Origin of the sequence: Paenibacillus dendrobii, from assembly GCF_009807035.1 — a bacterium.
Taxonomy (GTDB): Bacteria; Bacillota; Bacilli; order Paenibacillales; family Paenibacillaceae; genus Paenibacillus_AQ; species Paenibacillus_AQ dendrobii.
Genome location: NZ_WUBI01000003.1, coordinates 698,527 through 716,523 on the forward strand (window position 1 = coordinate 698,527; position 17,997 = coordinate 716,523).

General features: G+C 49.3%; 11 protein-coding genes. 2 read left to right on the top strand and 9 right to left on the bottom strand.

Going from position 1 to position 17,997, the window contains the following annotated elements; all coding sequences use genetic code 11:
- Window positions 1–18 precede the first annotated feature (18 nt).
- The 7 genes from GRF59_RS21120 to cspD form a co-directional block, all read right to left on the bottom strand.
- Complete coding sequence (locus GRF59_RS21120) at window positions 19–1,035, bottom strand: ABC transporter substrate-binding protein (RefSeq protein ID WP_160499674.1); 1,017 nt, start codon at window positions 1,033–1,035, stop codon at window positions 19–21.
- A gap of 49 nt (window positions 1,036–1,084) precedes the next feature.
- The gene (locus GRF59_RS21125) at window positions 1,085–2,302 is read right to left on the bottom strand and encodes a helix-turn-helix domain-containing protein (RefSeq protein WP_160499675.1); all 1,218 of its coding nucleotides are present in this window, start codon (window positions 2,300–2,302) and stop codon (window positions 1,085–1,087) included.
- 234 nt (window positions 2,303–2,536) lie between these two features.
- Window positions 2,537–3,922, bottom strand: a complete 1,386-nt coding sequence (locus GRF59_RS21130) for a DUF5808 domain-containing protein (RefSeq protein WP_160499676.1) — start codon at window positions 3,920–3,922, stop codon at window positions 2,537–2,539.
- Window positions 3,923–3,949: 27 nt separating this feature from the next.
- Window positions 3,950–4,333 carry a GntR family transcriptional regulator gene (locus GRF59_RS21135; RefSeq protein ID WP_160499677.1) on the bottom strand — a complete coding sequence of 128 codons (384 nt, stop codon included), beginning with the start codon at window positions 4,331–4,333 and terminating at the stop codon, window positions 3,950–3,952.
- Window positions 4,334–4,567: 234 nt separating this feature from the next.
- Window positions 4,568–5,425: a protein phosphatase 2C domain-containing protein gene (locus GRF59_RS21140; protein ID WP_160499678.1), complete on the bottom strand. Its 858-nt coding sequence runs from the start codon at window positions 5,423–5,425 to the stop codon at window positions 4,568–4,570.
- Between the two features lie 294 nt (window positions 5,426–5,719).
- A complete protein-coding gene (locus GRF59_RS21145; protein ID WP_160499679.1) occupies window positions 5,720–5,932 on the bottom strand; it encodes a cold-shock protein in 213 nt (70 codons plus the stop codon).
- Between the two features lie 85 nt (window positions 5,933–6,017).
- The gene (gene cspD, locus GRF59_RS21150; protein WP_136607705.1) at window positions 6,018–6,218 is read right to left on the bottom strand and encodes a cold-shock protein CspD; all 201 of its coding nucleotides are present in this window, start codon (window positions 6,216–6,218) and stop codon (window positions 6,018–6,020) included.
- A 477-nt stretch (window positions 6,219–6,695) separates the two neighbouring features.
- Here cspD and GRF59_RS21155 point away from each other — a divergent pair, with 477 nt between their 5' ends.
- Complete coding sequence (locus tag GRF59_RS21155; protein ID WP_160499680.1) at window positions 6,696–11,150, top strand: S-layer homology domain-containing protein; 4,455 nt, start codon at window positions 6,696–6,698, stop codon at window positions 11,148–11,150.
- A gap of 215 nt (window positions 11,151–11,365) precedes the next feature.
- The gene (gene proP / locus GRF59_RS21160; RefSeq protein ID WP_160499681.1) at window positions 11,366–12,850 is read left to right on the top strand and encodes a glycine betaine/L-proline transporter ProP; all 1,485 of its coding nucleotides are present in this window, start codon (window positions 11,366–11,368) and stop codon (window positions 12,848–12,850) included.
- A 145-nt stretch (window positions 12,851–12,995) separates the two neighbouring features.
- On the opposite strand, the gene GRF59_RS21165 is transcribed toward proP, so the two are convergent.
- Together GRF59_RS21165 and GRF59_RS21170 are read right to left on the bottom strand one after the other, a co-directional pair.
- Window positions 12,996–15,932, bottom strand: coding sequence for an InlB B-repeat-containing protein (locus GRF59_RS21165; protein ID WP_160499682.1), 2,937 nt, complete (start codon window positions 15,930–15,932; stop codon window positions 12,996–12,998).
- 4 nt (window positions 15,933–15,936) lie between these two features.
- On the bottom strand, window positions 15,937–17,874 hold the full coding sequence (locus tag GRF59_RS21170) for a dockerin type I domain-containing protein (protein WP_160499683.1): 1,938 nt from the start codon (window positions 17,872–17,874) through the stop codon (window positions 15,937–15,939).
- Window positions 17,875–17,997 lie beyond the last annotated feature (123 nt).

Here is a 17,997-nt window from a genome sequence, read left to right on the forward strand (position 1 = left end):
TGTTCCATAAACAGCCTCCTATTTCGTCAGAAACCGTACCACGTCATCGATAATTTTTTCATAAGCAATCAAACCGCTTCCAAGCCAATAGCCGTTGTCGACTTCATAAACATGTCCCTGCTTAACAGCGGGCATGCTCTTCCAAATCGGACTATCCATCATCGAGCGGTCTCCCCCTTGATTAATGGCGAATATATAGTCTGCGTCCAATTGAGGAAGAACCTCCAGCGATAGATTTGCGCTGTTCGCATCCCCAACCAGCGTCGTTTTACCAAGTCCCAGTTCCTGATGAAGCAGATATCCGGCCAAATAGTTTCCACCCATCAAATTGACCCCTTTGGGCGCGAAGCGTATAATTGCTACCTTTTTATTCTCCGTAGTCTTACTCAGCTTCTCCTTGGCGTCCTTTATTTTTTCCCGATAGGCCTGCAATGCCGTATCAGCTTCGGCAGACTTGCCTAGCAGATCCGCTATCGTCGTAAGCGACTTCTCCATATTTCCGGAAGCATTCTTGAAAACGTAGGTCGGCGCAATCTTCGCATAACTTTCATAGGCTCCGTTTGCTGCGAAAGTCTCCGTATGCAAAATAATGATGTCAGGTTCATATGACATGACTACCTCTGGCGAAGGCATGCCTGCTGCAAAATCAAGAATCGGTACATCGTCCAGTTCGCTCAGCCAGTCGACATGTCCATCCTTAGCGTTGGAATATCGCGCCACAGGGATTACACCCAGCTTCAACAAGGATTCTTCCAGATAAGGGGCAATGACCCTTTTGGGTGTAGCGGATAGCTTGACCTCGTGTCCAAGATCATCCGTTACAATCCGCTCTTCAATCGCTTCATTGCTGCTCCCTTTGGCAGCTTCGGCAGATGCTTTGGCTTCTCCAGTCGAGTTTTGCTGTTCGGACGCGGCATTCCCGCCCTCGATCTTGGCGCCGCAGCCAGCCAGCAAGCCTCCTAGGATTACGCAACTCAATAGAACCGAGAACAGAGTCTTCCAACTCTTTTCCCTTTTGACCCAAAGTCTTAACATGATATATCCCCCTTAATTGATAATGATTCTCAATCGACTTTGAGTATACTTATGTTGGCAAGGATTCACCATAGTCATAATCCAGAAGTTCATTTGGACAATATCCTGTAAATAAGAGCAGGGCTTCGTCCAGCATCCGTGCAATCGCTACAGATGAATACTCAAACCAAGGATCAGCACTGATCATATATACCTGATTGTTCTGCACGGCCTGAAGCTGCTTCCACCCGGCAGCATGCTGCAATGTCAACCAGTATTTGCGCGTAGAAGCCTCCGGGCATACAAACAACAAAATCCGATCGGGGTTTAGCTCCTGCAGTTCTTGTATTGAAATAGGCAAGTGGCTTTGCAGCTCTCTTCCGCAAGCAGCTTGGAGGTTTAAATCCTTGTACAGCACCTCCTCCAAACCTCGATTCTGGTAAACGAACATTTGTGTCTGGTAAATCCGCAAGGCCATAATACGATCGTCGCCCAGCACATTTTTGATTTGCTTCCTCGCAAATTGAACGTTGCTTTCATAATTACGAATCCATTGCCTTGCGCTGTTTTCCTTGTCTAAATAAATTGCAATATCCAGCAGCTGATCTCTCCAACCTTTTTTGGCTGACATGCAATGAACCGGAGCAATCGAACTCAGCCTGCTGATCTCTCTGATTTGAAGGTGATCCGAACCGATGATAACGTCCGGTCGTGCTTGGCTCAGCTTATCCATATTGGTTTCAAAGGCTAATTTGTGATACGGGTTAGTGAGAATAAGATGTGACTTAATTTTGTTGCTGTAGAGGTTGTAGTAATACGGACTCCATTTGGGATCGAGAGGTGCGACCTCCGGAATGATGTTAAGTGCGAGCAAATGGCCGATGGCCGGGGAGGAACATGCTGCGAGGCGCTTCTTCGTATTTTTCGCAAAATCGGTAGGGGACAGGCCCACTTCCTTTTTGAATTTGCGGCTAAAATAAAACTCATCCTTGTACCCTACCTTTTTCGCAATATCCCTCAGTCGCTCATCGGACTCCGCCAAATACCGCTTGGCATGATGAATGCGCACGTCCGTTAAATATTCCATCGCACTCTGACCGAATGTTTTTTTGAATAAATCCACGAAATATTTGGGGCTAATGTTGACCATCTTCGCTAATTGAGCAATAGACACCGGTTCATTATAATGGCTTGCCATAAACGCTTTGATATCCTGCAAATCAGTCTTATGCATGCGACTCGTGGTAATTGAGCCGTTGTTCGTATGTAGTGTATCTTTTGTATTCACAGTAACCATCCCCCTCTGATTGTATGAATAATAAAAACAAAATTGATAATGATAATCATTATCAATTTTGTTAAAACTAGCATACCTTCATAGCGAGATCAAGTCCAATTTTATTTGTGATTCGTTTATTTTCCTTCTATCAGTGAATGAAATTAATAAAAAAAGAGACATCTTTACAGATGTCTCTCCCCATAACGATAAATTCCGGATATAGAGTCTATTGTCTCTCTCCGCTTACTTCCCCATTTGCTTCTGCAGCTGTTCAAAAATTTGCCTCGTCAGCAGCGGCTCCTTTTCATTATAAAAAATATACACATCATCCAGCTTGATACGTATATAAGGAGGGTTATTCTTGAAGATATACAATCGGGATTTACCCAGTTCTTTCAAGCGAAACTTCCCACGTGAATATTTTCCTGTGGCTTCGCCATTCGTTTTGACGCCTCCCGAAGGTACCGTATCGGCCAGTGTTAGCTCTTTAATATCGTCAATGCCGAATTCGTAGGAATACATCGGATATCGAATATCTACTCGTTGATCCGATGTAATAGACAGCGTAGGCGATGTGATCTCTGACCGCACCAGCATAAAGGAAACACCGATGATGAGCGCTGCGATAATTCCGGCCGTTCCCCAGATGATACATTTTCCGACCCGCGTCGCAGTATTTATGGTCGCTCCCATTCCCACGCGCTTGGGTACAAAAATACTTTTATCATGCGGGTTATGGTACGTGAATCCGTTCGCCCAATATTCATCATCATCCGTATAGATGACTTTACCGTCCTGCGCCAAAACCTCTTGCTCCAGAGCATGAATTTTATGATATGCATAATAAATACTGCCAGCCGGAATCGCTGTAAACAGTAAAATTACCGCAATCCACAAGCCATCCATGCCTGCATTACCGTTCACCAAAAGTATGTAGATGAGTAAAAAGTGGATGTTCTCAGCGATAGCCATCCATAGCCATAAGTAGGAAATCGTTCTGCGTCTTGCTTGGTTTAAAATGATATTGACTTCGCTATTCATACTGTACACTTTCGACTTGATTCTACGCATGTAGAGTGAAATGAACAAGAAGAGCGCCGTAAGAACCAAGCCGCCGGTCGTGACACCAAAAAACGGATCTTCACTGCGCACTGCCCACAGCAGCATGCCGATTGCCATCGCAAACGGGATAAGGTAGAGCCAAAGGGAAGCGGAACGTTTATTCTTCAATTGGGCTACACGCAAATCGCTTAGGATCACGCGCTTGTTACCGACAAACCATTCATGTTCACGTTTTAAAGCCAGCGTATCGCGAAAAGCTCGCCGAAACGGAGCCACCACGGCCAGTACGAGGGCACATAACCAAACGAGAAAATAAATAACTTGATATGGAATCCAGGCGTAAAGAATCACAAACGGAATGAGACCAATGCCCATCCAAAGGCCCGCTTTTGAAAATGATTTGTCGAAGCGTGCCCGGACATGTTGAAGATCTGCGTGCTCCAGAGCGCCACCGGGCAAGGTTACAGCAAACAGCATGCCATTTTGATATTTGGCCTGCTGCTTATACGTGGCGAGCAGTGCAATATAACAGATCATCGCAGAAAATAATAAAAGAATCGTTAACATCAAGACACCTCATTCCAGATGGTTAGTTTAGGGGTGCTGATAAGTCATTTTGGAGAAAATCTGCGAACAAAGTGTTTGAAAACGCGACTCATTGATGCCTTGTATCGCTGCCTGCGCAATTATTAACTGAAGCTTATCCGCAAGCTCTGGGGACGGAACCGGATTGTCCTGCATGACTGGACTTACCTTGGCACCATGACGCCGATCGATTACAATGTAACCTTCCTGTTTTAATAGCGAATAGGTTTTGTTGACTGTCATCGTATTGATCCCCAGCTCTTCAGCCAATTGGCGGACCGTTGGCAGCTTCTCCTGCGGTGCCAGCTCACCCGTGGCAATGCCGATCACAATCTGATTCCGCAATTGTTCATATAGAGGTGTATCGCTGTCCAGTTGTAAGGAAATAACCATATGTACTTTCACTCCCTCAGCAGGTTCATTCAACCATTAAGTATTATATACTGTAATACAAATAATACTTAAAGTCTAGAAAGTCATTGGTAGTTGCCCGTTCGGACGTGGATCTTCTTTTGAATAGAAAAATAAAAAAAGACACCGACAATTCATGTCAGTGTCCTGCAGAGCGCCTTGGTTTCTCCTTGGAATCATTCTGTCGTCTGTAGATGGACAGAAGCTGGCCATTCATCAAAACGTGATCCAAACACCCGACTTATCGTCAGATATTTTAAAGCGGGGATAACGGATACACTCCGGATCGTCTTGTTCCAGGGCCAGAAGCCACTCGGCATAACGTTCTAAACCGTCGGAAGCAACGCTGCGTAGAAGCTTCTCGTCCAGCCTCTCAGCGCCGGCCTCCGGATTTGGCCACTCCTCCGGATAGAACAGGCCATCCGTCACGAGCAGCAGGCCAGCCAATTGGATTCGATTGATTCTACCGCTTTCCAGATATCGATCCGCATCCGGCAGCCCATTCAGCACGGAATATCCGTTATCAGTGTTCATTTTGTCCTTGTTGCCGAGTAATTGCGGCTGCACCTGCTCCCACAATGCTGCTTTCGTTCGAATGCCTGATGCGATTCCCTGCCTCCATGTCTCCATCGATATTTCGCCAATATGAGACACGTGATCGCGCGTAATTGTTCGTACTGAGCCATCACGATATAAAGCCATCAGCATGCAATCGCCCGCTTGAACGTATTCGATATGGTGGTCGGTGATGCGAACCAGCGCCATTGCAGCCGTCCAAAGCTCGCTCTTGCGGTCCATCTGAATGTCGCTTTCGCGCATTTTTGCTCCAAGCCTGGAGTTGGCCTCAATCGTCAATGTCTCCAAGTCGCGGCGGTCCCCGCTTGCAAGCTCTTCGAAGAATTGCTTGAGCAGTTGCGATGCAAGCCGTCCGCCTGTTTCATTGTTCGCGCTCCGGAACGGGACGAGTGAAGTAGCCCCATCGATGACGCCATAAAGCTGCTGTCTCTCGTTTAAGACAACCGCATCCTCGTTCCAATCGCCTGTACCTTGAACGGAAATATGATGTATGTTCATGATGCCGCCCCCTTTGACCCCATTTAGATTATTTAGATAGATGACAGAAGTTTAATCCTTCATCTTCTTGATTTTTGCTGCAACAAAGAGATGGTACCTAATTCTTCAGTTTAATTTATTCAAATGGTAGCACATACAGGAACAAACGAATAGTGAGGCACGGGTAAACGTTTTCAACAGCGCGTGCGGATGTTCTTGGATAAAAGAAAAACCTGGTCCTCATGCGGACCAGGTTTTCATGATGGAGACGAATCGGAGCTGTATACATACAATTCGTCGCCGCATTAAATATCTTTATTTTTTAGACTGGCTGGGGCTTGTATTCGTCAACACCGTCAGCATTCTCTTATCTTTAACCATTTTTGAATGACATTGGGGGCATACAGGAGCCTCGGAGAAAGCGAAATTATCCCGCATCCATCCCTTGCAGTCCTCGTTCGAACAAGACCATATTTCGGTTAATTCAGTAGGCAGATCTTCCAATGGTTTTTTTCGTGAGTTGTACATATGCATCCCTCTTTCTATCCAGTATTGGTTTTTTGCGGCAATAAAAGTGCCCCGAACAAGTCTGTTCGGGGCACAAGGCTCTAGATTAGAGTTTTACGACATTTTCGGCTTGTGGTCCGCGATTGCCTTGTACGATATTGAATTCTACGCGTTGGCCTTCGTCCAAAGATTTGTAGCCGTCGCCAACGATTGCGCTGAAGTGTACGAATACGTCGCTTCCGCCTTCAACTTCGATAAAGCCAAATCCTTTTTCTGCGTTAAACCATTTTACTGTTCCTGTTTCCATTACCAATTACCACCTTTTTTAAATTTTATATGGCATTCTTATTCTTAAATAAAAATCACATATCGTACAAGGTTATTGAATAAATGAATAACCCTCTACGCTATGTGAATTCGTTTAGGTCGCTATTACAATATCTACATTATAACACAGTTGTACATGAATAGATACTTCCAGAAGGTGTAAATCCAAAAAAAATTTTTTTGGGGTTACGGCCGCTGCCTGATTTACGCATCATTGCTCCATTGGATGCCGGTGTATCCTACATAATATAGCCATTTGGCAGCCTTTTTACCCTTCATTGTATTCCTTATTCAGATTATATTCAGAAGCTACCTATATAATGATGCTACGCAAAAGTCCTTCGAGAAAAAGTCCCTTGCGGATATAATTCAATCATTTCTGCAACCGCAATGTTCAAACCGGAGGCAATCAAGTCACAAAGCACCAAACCATTTCATTTAGGAGGAAAATAACATTATGATTCAGGCAGTCAAATTAAGGCCGCTGCTTATTGTCATCTGCATGTTGGTTGCGACACTCCAGCCGATGACAGCAGCAGTCTACGCTGATCCCGTAGACAAATGGGTGACCTATAAAATTGACAACTTCAGCAATTCGAAACAAGTCGACTTGTTTGCCATAAACGGTCAGGCAAAAGTTGTCACAGACTCAAAACAGCGTAAAATACTTCGCCTAACGGAGGCAAAAGGCAATCAATTCGGCACCGCCTTCAACAAGAAGCTCATTGCGGCAGGCAATCATTATTCCTTCAGTACTTATTTCAAATTCCGGCTGAACGGAGACAACCCGCAAGCATCTCCCGCTGACGGAATTACATTTACGGTTCAAGCACAATCCAATAGCGCGGGCAAAGTTGGCGAGGGCATCGGCTATGGCGGAATCACACCCAGCTTTGCCATTAAATACGATACTTACAAAAACGCCAGCCCCGTCAACGACCCTTCCGATAATTATATTGGTTTGGCGGTGAACGGCAGCGTCAATAATACCAACCCTTCTTGGTACACGACCAAGCTGAACGGCATTAAGCTCTCCGGAGGCAAGGATCTAAGTTCCTGGATAGATTATGACGGAGCGAGCAAAGTCGTGAAAGTCTACCTCAGCAATGACGATACCCGTCCGGAGGTTCCAGTACTTACGACATCCGGCATTAACCTTGAGGGGATTTTTGACGGATATCCTGGCGTGTATGCCGGGTTTACTTCGGCGACAGGCGGATCGATGGAGACGCATGATATCATCTCCTGGTATTTCACCAATTCGCCCGATCCGATCGATACTGGAAATGAAGATTATGTGTATAAACAGGCGCCCACTGACGTTAGAATCCAAGTCGTTCCTACGGGCGATCCTGGCAAATACGAAGTAACGGGAACTGCGTTCGATGTCAACGGCGATCCTGTCGAAGGCGCCCCGATGACGTTCTACTCCGAGGAGGGTGTTCTGTTAACCCCTTCGCAGCAGACAAATACATCGGGACAAGCCAAGACCATCCTGGATTTCGGCAGCGCCCCTCCTTCCGGAGAAATTAAAGTGGTTACTGTGGGCGGCGCTTATGCGACCATTCCGAAACCTCCCGTGCTCGAAGCGGGTACAACTCCGCAGACAGCCAACACTTTAAGCTGGACTACTGTAACAGGTGCAACCTACTATTCTCTTTATAAAGACAATGTCCTGATTGTTCCGCGCATTGATGGAACAACAACATACACATTACAGGGGACAGACTTGGATGATGTATCCCGCTATACGGTTACCGCCGTATTGGAGAATCCAGTCGGTCAAATCGAAACGCTTCCTTCCAATTCAGTCACCATTGGACTTTATTTGGATCAAAAAAACTATGAACTCAATACCAATCCCGAAAAGGCAGAGTACCAGCATCAAACGGTCGTTACCTCAGTTTATACGGACGGCACCAGAGACGTGACCCTTGAGGGAACTACCTTTGTAATAAAAGATCCTTCCATTGCATCTGTTAATTCCGAAGGACTCATTACGGCTGTGGGTGCAGGAACCACTGTCATTGATGCCGTATACAACGGAAAATCTGTACAAGCTGTCATTAAGGTAACAATCGACGCACCGGTGATGCAAGCAAGCAGTGTGACATCCACCACCGCCGAGCTCTCTTGGAATGCCGTCCCGGGTGCGCAAACCTATAATATTTACGACGGCAGCGGCAAACTTGTAGCTGATGGACTGACAGGTTCGAAATATGCATTGGCGGGACTGAAGCCGAATACCACTCAAACCTATACCATTACAGCAGTCAGCAACGGAATCGAATCCGGTTCGTCGCTGCCCGTGAAAGTGCAGACATCTGCATCGAGCCTGCGTGATCTGTTCATCGATCCGGCAAGCATAACCCTGAAGCCCGGAGATGAACATACACCGAAGGTAACAGCGGTGTATGCGGCTGACGAGAGCATAGAAAACGTGACCGGCAAAGCAACATATACGTCTTCTGATCCAAGTGTCGCAACCGTTGATGCCAACGGCCGCGTTATCGCAGTTTCACCTGGCCTGGCTATCATCACGGCTTCCTATGATGGTAAATCCGTATCGGAAACCGTGCAGGTGAAGATTCAGGAACAGCCGTATGAGCTGGACCTCACCGTGACTCCTGACAGTGTGCTGGCAGATGGCAAAAGTCCGGTACATGTCACGGCTAAGGTGACCGATTCCGAAGGCAAACCAGCCGCCGGTGTACCGGTTGAAATCACCCTTGATTCCGGGAAAACCGTTACGCAAGTAACGAACGAGGAGGGCATCGCCGTATGGACGTATATCCCTGATGCATTACAGGGAACGACGCCTTCACACGATACCATCACGGCTAAAATCACGGATCACGGCACAAATACCACAATTCAATCCAGCGCGGGTATAGATTACTTCCCTGCAGCCATTGACGGGATCATTATCGATCAAGTTAGCGGTAAGCCGGTAGCAGGTGCCAAGATCACGGTTGAATCCGATTTTAACCATGATGGGACGCCGGATTTCACCGCAGAAGTGATGACCGGCGAAGACGGTTCATACCATATTCCCGTACCTCGCGGAGATTATACGTATTCATTGAATATTCAAACACCGGTTCAGGTCGGAGGACAGCAGGTAACATTGACCGAAACCAAAGAGGTTACTCTCGGCACGATCCAGCCAGGCCAGACGATTAAACCGGTGAATACGCTCAAAGGGCAGCTGTTCATCGTGCCTGCAGCCGGCGGGGCTCATGCTCCAAGCTTAAGCGATCTGCTTGGAAACGGCGAAGCTTATGCCGTTCTCAAGGGCCTGGATGGCAGCAATTTTGAGAAAGAGCTTCGTATCGGCCAAGACGGAACCTTCTCCATGGAACAAGTTCCAAAAGGCAGATACGAGATATCCTATCAACTGAAGACACCGGAAGGAGCACTGCTCGCCGGACCTTCTTCGATCGTTAACGTTGATATGTCCCAAGACGGACAAACCAGTATTGTGTATTCCCTCATTGACCCATATGGTGTCGTGACGGATGCTTCCACTGGAAATGTGTTGAGCGGCGCGGACGTTCAGCTGTACTGGGCAGATACACAGCTCAACCAGAAAAACGGACGGATACCGAACACGCCTGTCTCCCTGCCGGCACTACCGGGATTTGCGCCTAACCAAAACGCCAATCCTCAATCTACCGATGCAGCGGGTCAATATGCATGGATGGTGTACCCTCAAGGCGACTATTACATCATTGCCAAGAAAGACGGCTATTTCGCTTATGATACCCGGCAGGCGAAACCGAATGTACCAGCTAACGGCTCCGATAGTTATATTCAAGACGGTATTATTCACGTAGGCCAAAGTATTATTAATTTGGATTTTGCCATGCAGCCGCGTCCAACAACGAGCTCGGGCGGCTCAAGTACATCTGTCAGCACTCCTTCCCAAGGCGAATTAACCTTGAACTTATCCGTGGATAAAAAGCAGGTGAAGGAAGGCGAACCATCGACCATTAAAATCGATTACAGCAACAAAACAACGTCTGCCGTGAACGGTGCAGTCATCAAAGTCACCATTCCTGAAGGAGCTGAGCTCATCAATGCGGGAGGCGGTACTGTCGAAGGCAGAACCGTATCTTGGAGCATTGGCAGTTTAAAGGCCGGCGGTACGGGAAGCTTCCAAATTGAAGTGAAATGGGGAATGCTCCATTCGGAGCAAGTACAGTATGAGATAGTTGGCCAACTCCTAGCAGGAGGCAGCAGCAAAAAAGCTTCCGTGCAGGTCCAAGTATTCTCCGATCGCTTTGGACAGCTGAAGCATCAGCGTTATATTCTCGGTTATCCGGATGGCAAGTTCCATTCCGACGGTTCCTTAAGCAGAGCCGAACTTGCCGCCATTGTTGCCCGTCTCTCGGACAAAACCGAGGTTCACGCAACGACCTTCAAGGATATCCGAAAAGGACACTGGGCAACGGACTATATCCAAATCGCCACTTCCCAAGGCTATTTTAACGGTTACGCGGACCAGACATTCCGTCCGGATGCCCCTGTAACCCGCGGCGAGTTGGCTTCTGTATTGGCACGCTTCCTGAAGCTAGACAGTTCATCTGCCGTGAACCATCACTTCAATGACCTTAGCGGAAGCTGGGCTGCAAACTCCATTGAAGCCCTATATCGTAACAATCTGCTCTCGGGTTACCCGGACGGCACCTTCCGGCCTAACGCCAAGATTACAAGAGCAGAAGCGGTTACACTTATCAACAGAGCATTGTACCGCGGTCCGCTTACCGGCCTTGATCCGATATTCCCGGATGTGAGCACAGGCTTCTGGGGCTTCGGAGACGTGCAAGAAGCAACCATATCTCATGAATCGATCCGCAACGATGATGGTTCGGAGACTTGGAAGGCCAGTCTACAGGATGATATCAAGTAATCATAAACGGTAAGAATTGTAGAATACATGTTTTCAACAAAAACGGATGCCAGCGTTTAATCGCGGCATCCGTTTTTCTAATTGAACCATAGCCAGTGATAACATCACATGAAGACTTTCATTCACTCTTGCTCGTTTCATGATGCATCTTCCCTCCGCTTCCAGCGAATACTAACGACGCAATGTTAATTTCTCAGTCGTTAGGAGCTAAGCGGATGAACAGCCACGAAAAGCACAAGTACCATTGGCCGCGGATCGGCAAACGGCCTAGACCTAAGCTGCATCAAGACGACATTACCATCGTGGACGCAAAAATGGCGAAAAAAGCCGTTGTCGCAACGGCCCTGGGCAACGCGATGGAATGGTTCGACTTCGGAATATATTCTTATCTTGCCGTCGTGATCGGAAAGGTTTTCTTCCCGTCCTTGAGCGGTTCAGTACAGTTGATTTATACGTTCGCCACGTTTTCCATCGCCTTTATCGTTAGGCCGTTCGGAGGATTATTCTTCGGACGTCTCGGAGACCGCTGGGGCCGTAAAAAAGTGCTTACCATTACCCTGCTGATGATGGCGATCTCCACGCTCTGCATCGGTCTCATTCCAAGTTACGCATCGATCGGAGTAACCGCATCCGTGCTACTCTTGGTAGCGCGATTGGTACAAGGCTTCTCCACGGGCGGTGAGTACTCCGGAGCGATGACCTTTATCGCCGAATCGACGCCCGACAAAAGGAGGGGCTTCTTATCCAGCGGACTTGAAGTGGGGACCTTGATCGGTTACATTGCCGGTTCCGGATTAGTCACGCTGCTGACCTATATTCTCGGTTCCGAGCAGATGGTTGCTTGGGGCTGGAGAATTCCTTTTTTCGTTGCGGCTCCGATCGGTTTGGTCGGACTGTACCTCCGCAGACATTTGGAGGAAACGCCAGCCTTTGAAGCGATGGAAAAGGCAAAGGATGAGAACAAGCCGAAGGTGCCGCTTAGGGAGCTGTTCTCGAAGCATTGGAAGGTCATGCTGATCTGCACCGTGCTGGTCTTTTTCTTTAACGTCGTCGATTATATGGTGCTGTCCTATATGCCATCGCATCTGACCGCCGTGCTGGGTTACGGGGAAGCTGAAGGGCTGCTGCTGATTCTGATCGTCATGTTTATCATGATTCCGATCGTACTGGCCATGGGTCATTTCAGCGACCGGTTCGGCAATAAACGGATTATGCAGATTGGACTTGCAGGACTGCTGGTGCTTTCGCTTCCGGCATTTTTATGGATTGGCAGCGGCAAGCTCGGGCTTGTATTTCTGGGACTGCTGATCCTGGCCGTGTTCCTCACCTGTTTTGAAGGCACGATGCCTTCCGTATTGCCTGCGCTGTTTTTTACCGATGTTCGGTACGGCCTGCTAGCGATCACGTATAATATCTCTGCATCCTTGTTCGGCGGCACGACCCCTCTCGTGATGGCTTGGCTGATTAATCTGACCAAGAACAACCTCGTCCCGGCCTACTTTTTGATCGCCACTTCCATCATCGGTTTGGTCGTCGTGACGTTGTGGTTTACCGAAACCTCGGGCAAAGCGCTTCGCGGCTCCCCGCCTGCCGTCGCGGAGAAGCAAGAAATCAAGGAGCTGCTGGAAGAACCGGAAGAAGCATTGTGGTGGCATGAGGAACATGTCATGATTCAGGAAAGCGAGTCGGAAAAAAGGTAGCCCACTCAGCCACGGACGCGAATACGAATATATACGAGTCCATCTCCGGACATGCTTTTACCAATACAAAGACAAAACCAGCCTTCCCTTCCATTCAATAAGGAAAAGAGGCTGGTTTTGTGCTGATTTTAAACCTGTTATTTACTTAACTCTCGTTGGTGTTTCGGTTATCGATAAGCTTGGCTTGGATCAAAAACCGTTGCACAATCGCTGCAGTTTCGCCCCGGGTAAGGTTTCCTGTCGGCATCAAGCCTTCACTCGAACCTTTCACGAGTCCGTTCTTCACGGCTGCGGCCATGGCCGGCTTCGCCCAAGAAGCTACCTCTGCTCGGTCTGCAAACGGGGACAGCACGGACTCCGCATATGCACCATCCGCTTCAAGTCCTGTCAGCTTCATCGCCCGGGCCATGATCACCAACGCTTCCTGCCTGGTAATGGTTTGGGTAGGTGCGAACGTCTGGTTCTCGTAGCCTTCGATCAAGCCGTATTCCACAGCCTTCGCGACAGCGCCTGCATACCAATCCCCGGACTTGACATCCGTGAAATCGGTCTTGCTGCCGTTCTCGGACAAGCCCAACGCCCGTACCACAATAGCTGCGAGCTCCGCCCGTGTAATGACCGCATCGGGATTGTAATGGTTGTCGTCGGTCCCTTTGACAATCATTCGAGAAGCCATGTCGTTTACAGCCTTTTTCGACCAATGCCCTTCCACGTCCATGAAGGTCTTCGGATTCCAGATCAGGAAGTAGTCGCTATTGGTGAGGCTGTTCACGACCGCATAATTTTTCCCTTCACGAGTCGTGATAACGGTAGGAACATGGCGAACGCTGCCATCCGGGTTCAACACGGCAGCTGTTGTCACCTTGCTCGGATCGAGACCGGAGGGAAGCGGAATTTCGCGTTCCACATAGCTGCTAAATTGCTCTACGGCTACCGTTTTGCCGTTATAAGAAGCTGTTACATTAAATGTGACAGGCGGAGCTACCATCGCAAAGCTTCCTTGGGTCGCCGCAGCTTCTGCGAGAACCGTCGCTGCCTCATCGCTCTTGGCAATCTCCACATGAACGACTATGTCTGACAATTTGACCTGTTCGCCCAGTTTAGAGGAGATTTGGTCGATGGCTATTTGTCCGGCAGGCAGTTTGTAGATACCGTATGGCGTCTGTACCTCCAAAACCGCCTGCTTGGTTTCCATGCTCTTCACTGCTTCGCCGGTCAGTACCACCAACACCTTGTCCACACTTGCGGTAACAGGGACAATCACGGTGGATTTGTTCGCCGCCTGCTTAAGCTGATCAACCAGCTTGGATGGGTCGATCGTGGCCGTCAGCACAGACTTGCCGTTCTCTTTAGTGGTCAAGCCTGTAGCGATTTGGTCCTTCACGACGCCGTCGACAATCACCTGAAGGCCTGCAGGCTTCTCAGGGGTCGACGTGCCTGAACTTGTTGAAGGAGAGCCAGAGTTATTTGAATTGTTCGAGTTGTTCGAATCATTGCTTGTCCACTTCGCATACAACGTCACATCGGACGTGACCGTATCCGCTGCGAAGTTCCATGCATGCGTTCCAGCCGCTTCTTTATACCAGCCCGCGAACGTATAGCCTGCCTTCGTCGGTGCTGTAGGAGCGCCGATTGTCATGTCGTTGTCCACGTGGGTAATGCTGTCAACCGCACTGCCTCCCTGCGAATCGAACGTTACGGTGAATTGCACTGGTCCCTCTTTTACCGTCACCTTGCCGGGAGTCAACGTTTTTTCCATCTCGTTCCCGGACGAATCCAAGATCGAGAAAAGAATGGGTTCTTCCGTTTGCACCGTCAGTGCCTTATCGCCTAACCCTGCCCCGCTCTTAATCTTGAAACTGATGGTGAACAGCTTCTCTCCCGCCGCGATCGGCGTATCGCCCGCATCGCTGTCTACCCATGCCGTTTTGAGCCAGCCTGTGACGTTATCGTAATTGGAGTCGAAGTAATCTCCCGCATTTCCCGCAATGCCTGTTAATTCCAGGGCCTCCGTGTCAAAATCAATCTGTATGTCGTAGGCTGCTATTCCATAGGTGGATTCGCCTGCTGTGACCGGTACGTCCACCGTAGACCCGGGCGTTCCGCTCACCGAGCCAATCTGAATCTGCACCGCGTGCCGCGTCCAATTCGCGTACAGTGTCACATCGGACGTGACCGTATCCATTGCAAAGTTCCATGCAGCCGTTCCCGCTGCATCCTTGTACCAGCCTGCGAACGTGTAACCTGCCTTCGTCGGCGCTGTCGGCTCGCCGATCGCCGTGCCACTGGTCACGTTGGTCGCGCTTTCTACCGCGCTGCCTCCCTGTGAATCAAACGTCACGGTGAACTGCTCCTGCGTAGTCGACGTCCAATTCGCGTACAGTGTCACATCAGACGTGACCGTATCCACTGCGAAGTTCCATGCTTCCGTTCCCGCTGCATCCTTGTACCAGCCTGCGAACGTGTAGCCTGCCTTCGTTGGCGCTGTCGGCTCGCCGATCGTCGTGCCGCTGGTCACGTTGGTCGCGCTTTCTACCGCGCTGCCTCCCTGTGAATCAAACGTCACGGTATGTTTAGTGTTCACTGCCCTTACCGTAATTTTGCCGTCTTCCACCGTTGTCGAAGCGATTTCTACGCCCTCATAGAGATCGTGCTTAGGCACAGTCAGGTCCAAATCGCCTGGCTGCACAGAGTCCTTGATTTTGAAATGAAGAGTGAACACCTTTGTATCATCATCCCAAACCGGGTTGTTAACCAAATTAGCTTTTACATTGGCGATTCCCGTAATGGTGATATCCGTATCGAACGTATCGCCTTGACTGGCACCCAGTTCATTTGTAACTTCATTCCCGGACACCAGTTCGAGCGACGCAGCATCGAACCCGATCGAAATGTCGTACTTGTTGATCATATCCTCCGGTGTCAGAAACACCGGTACATCAACGAAACCTCCGGCATATCCCTCTTCACTGCTTACCTTCATCGAGTTTGACGCTATATCCGACTTTGCATGGACCAACGTTCCGAAAGGCAAAAACATAACGACCGCAAGCACTGTCGAAATCCATTTTTTCCAACGCATTAAATCAATCCTTTCCCACGGAGATGGCAAGAATAGCTTTGACATCCTCATCGTCCCATTGTCCATCACCGTTCATGTCGAGCGCCTGCAATTGCTCCGGTGTCAGCGTAATCTTACCCTTGATGTATTTGGTCAACAAAAGCGCGTCCGCAGCCGTTACCTTGCCGTCCCCATCCGCGTCTCCCATGACAACCACCGTGTAATAAGCGGTATATGTCACGTCAGCGGTCACCGTCGAAGCGGCAACCTGTTGGCTGCTAAGCTTCGTGATGCCTCCATCGCTGCTCCATCCAGCAAAATGGTATCCCGCCTCAGGAGTGACCGTCGGTACCGCTGCCGGATGCCCGCCGATCGCCACCTGTTCACTCGCTCCGCTGATCGTTCCGTGATCACCAGGCGCGTAGCTTACCGTCGCGAGCTGCGTTGTAATAATTGCGCTCGCTTCCACTGAGGAGGAGCTCTCCCCATTATCGTTAACGGCCGTCACGACGAAGTAATAAGTCGTGCCGCCCGCAAGTCCCTGAACTTTATAATGGCCGGTCGTGCCATCTACTGTCTTGATCGGATCGGGGCCGTACACCCCGCTGGCGGTGCCTTGATAAATCTTGTAATTTGCAACCCCGCTGCCCAAATTCCAGCTAAGCTCCGCTTCCCGATCTCCCGCAACCGCTTGTAAACCCTTAGGGGCAGCAGGCGGTTCCCGGCGCTCGGACACATAAATTTTCGAGACGTCGGACCATGCTAGATACATCGCGTTGTTCAATAAGGCAAAAGAAGTAACGTTGCCGAAATTCGTGTCCGCAATTCCCTGGTTCGCCGGGCTCCACTTCGTGCCGTCGTATTCCTCGACCCGGAGGTCCCACTGGAACCCTTGCGAATTCACATCGTTCCAAACGGCAACCAGCTTCTGATTATATACAAATAAATTCGGGCTTTGCGATTGAACCCCCGTCGGCTTATCCAAATTGCCGCTACCGACTGGGCTCCAGACACTTCCATCGAAGCTGCTTACCTTCAACTGAGCGGGATTGTTATCCCTCCATACCGCATATAACAGCCCGTTATAGGCTTGCAGAACCGGGCTTCCTGCCGATGTCGTCGTATTCGTAATCCCCAAATTCCCCGATACGTTCTTCCAAATGACACTTCCTGCACCATTGATGGTTTTTTTCATGACGGGAATATAAGAGTAATACGGGCTGTCCGCCATTTGCTCGCTCCAGGTTAAATAAAGATCGTCTTGATAGACTGCGAGCCGCGGCCCAAATGCCACTCCGTTTGAAACGAATGTCATATCCACCGCTTCGCTGCTCCAGACGCTGCCATTATATTTTTTCACTTGAATTTTTCGGCCCGTACTCCCGTCCGAAGTACCTATCCAAGTCGCATACAAATCATCGTGATAAACGAGGAGCACCGGCAATTCACCTCTGCCGCTGCCGCTTACCGGATCGTTTCCGCTTGTCGAAACCCATCCGTCCCCGCCTCCACAATTTTTCTTGGCTCTGATCTGAGGGATTGATGAAGGTCTTTCCGACCAGATGGCGTACAAACAACCCTTATATACTGCAAGTGAAGGATTGTTTGCACTGCTGTTGGATCCAAAGTTCAGACCGCTCCCGTCATCAGCCGGCGACCACTGACTGCCGTCCCACTGCATAACTCTGATTTCCGGTTGCCCGAAGCCGCCATTTTGCTGCGGCCATGCAGCATACAAATGGTTGTTCCAGGTCGCGATGCTCGGGTCCCTCGAGCTGGAGTTCGAACCCGTACCCGCGCTGAGCCCGCCCCCGTCGATCGGCTTCCATACGACTCCTGGGGCGGCGGAAGCTTGTCCCGGCACCGCCAACATTTGGAGAATCGCCCCGAACAGCATGACCAGGCTTATAACGACGGATATGACCGCCCTGTAAGCGGTATTGTTCCTCTTTTGTGCGTTCATGTCTGATCCTCTCTTTCCGAATGTATAAATTACGGACCTCATAGTCTTGAGATCGTCTGCATCTGAGTCTCATTGTAATAAGCAGCTCTCAACATTTTCACAACATTGCTCCCATAAAACGAC

What these genes read in the sequence shown, in the direction of transcription:
- GRF59_RS21120 (WP_160499674.1), bottom strand. Translation starts at nt 1,035, where the DNA reads ATGTTAAGACTTTGGGTCAAAAGGGAAAAGAGTTGGAAGACTCTGTTC.
- GRF59_RS21130 (WP_160499676.1), bottom strand. Translation starts at nt 3,922, where the DNA reads ATGTTAACGATTCTTTTATTATTTTCTGCGATGATCTGTTATATTGCA.
- GRF59_RS21135 (WP_160499677.1), bottom strand. Translation starts at nt 4,333, where the DNA reads ATGGTTATTTCCTTACAACTGGACAGCGATACACCTCTATATGAACAA.
- GRF59_RS21140 (WP_160499678.1), bottom strand. Translation starts at nt 5,425, where the DNA reads ATGAACATACATCATATTTCCGTTCAAGGTACAGGCGATTGGAACGAG.
- GRF59_RS21145 (WP_160499679.1), bottom strand. Translation starts at nt 5,932, where the DNA reads ATGTACAACTCACGAAAAAAACCATTGGAAGATCTGCCTACTGAATTA.
- cspD (WP_136607705.1), bottom strand. Translation starts at nt 6,218, where the DNA reads ATGGAAACAGGAACAGTAAAATGGTTTAACGCAGAAAAAGGATTTGGC.
- GRF59_RS21155 (WP_160499680.1), top strand. Translation starts at nt 6,696, where the DNA reads ATGATTCAGGCAGTCAAATTAAGGCCGCTGCTTATTGTCATCTGCATG.
- proP (WP_160499681.1), top strand. Translation starts at nt 11,366, where the DNA reads ATGAACAGCCACGAAAAGCACAAGTACCATTGGCCGCGGATCGGCAAA.
- GRF59_RS21165 (WP_160499682.1), bottom strand. Translation starts at nt 15,932, where the DNA reads ATGCGTTGGAAAAAATGGATTTCGACAGTGCTTGCGGTCGTTATGTTT.
- GRF59_RS21170 (WP_160499683.1), bottom strand. Translation starts at nt 17,874, where the DNA reads ATGAACGCACAAAAGAGGAACAATACCGCTTACAGGGCGGTCATATCC.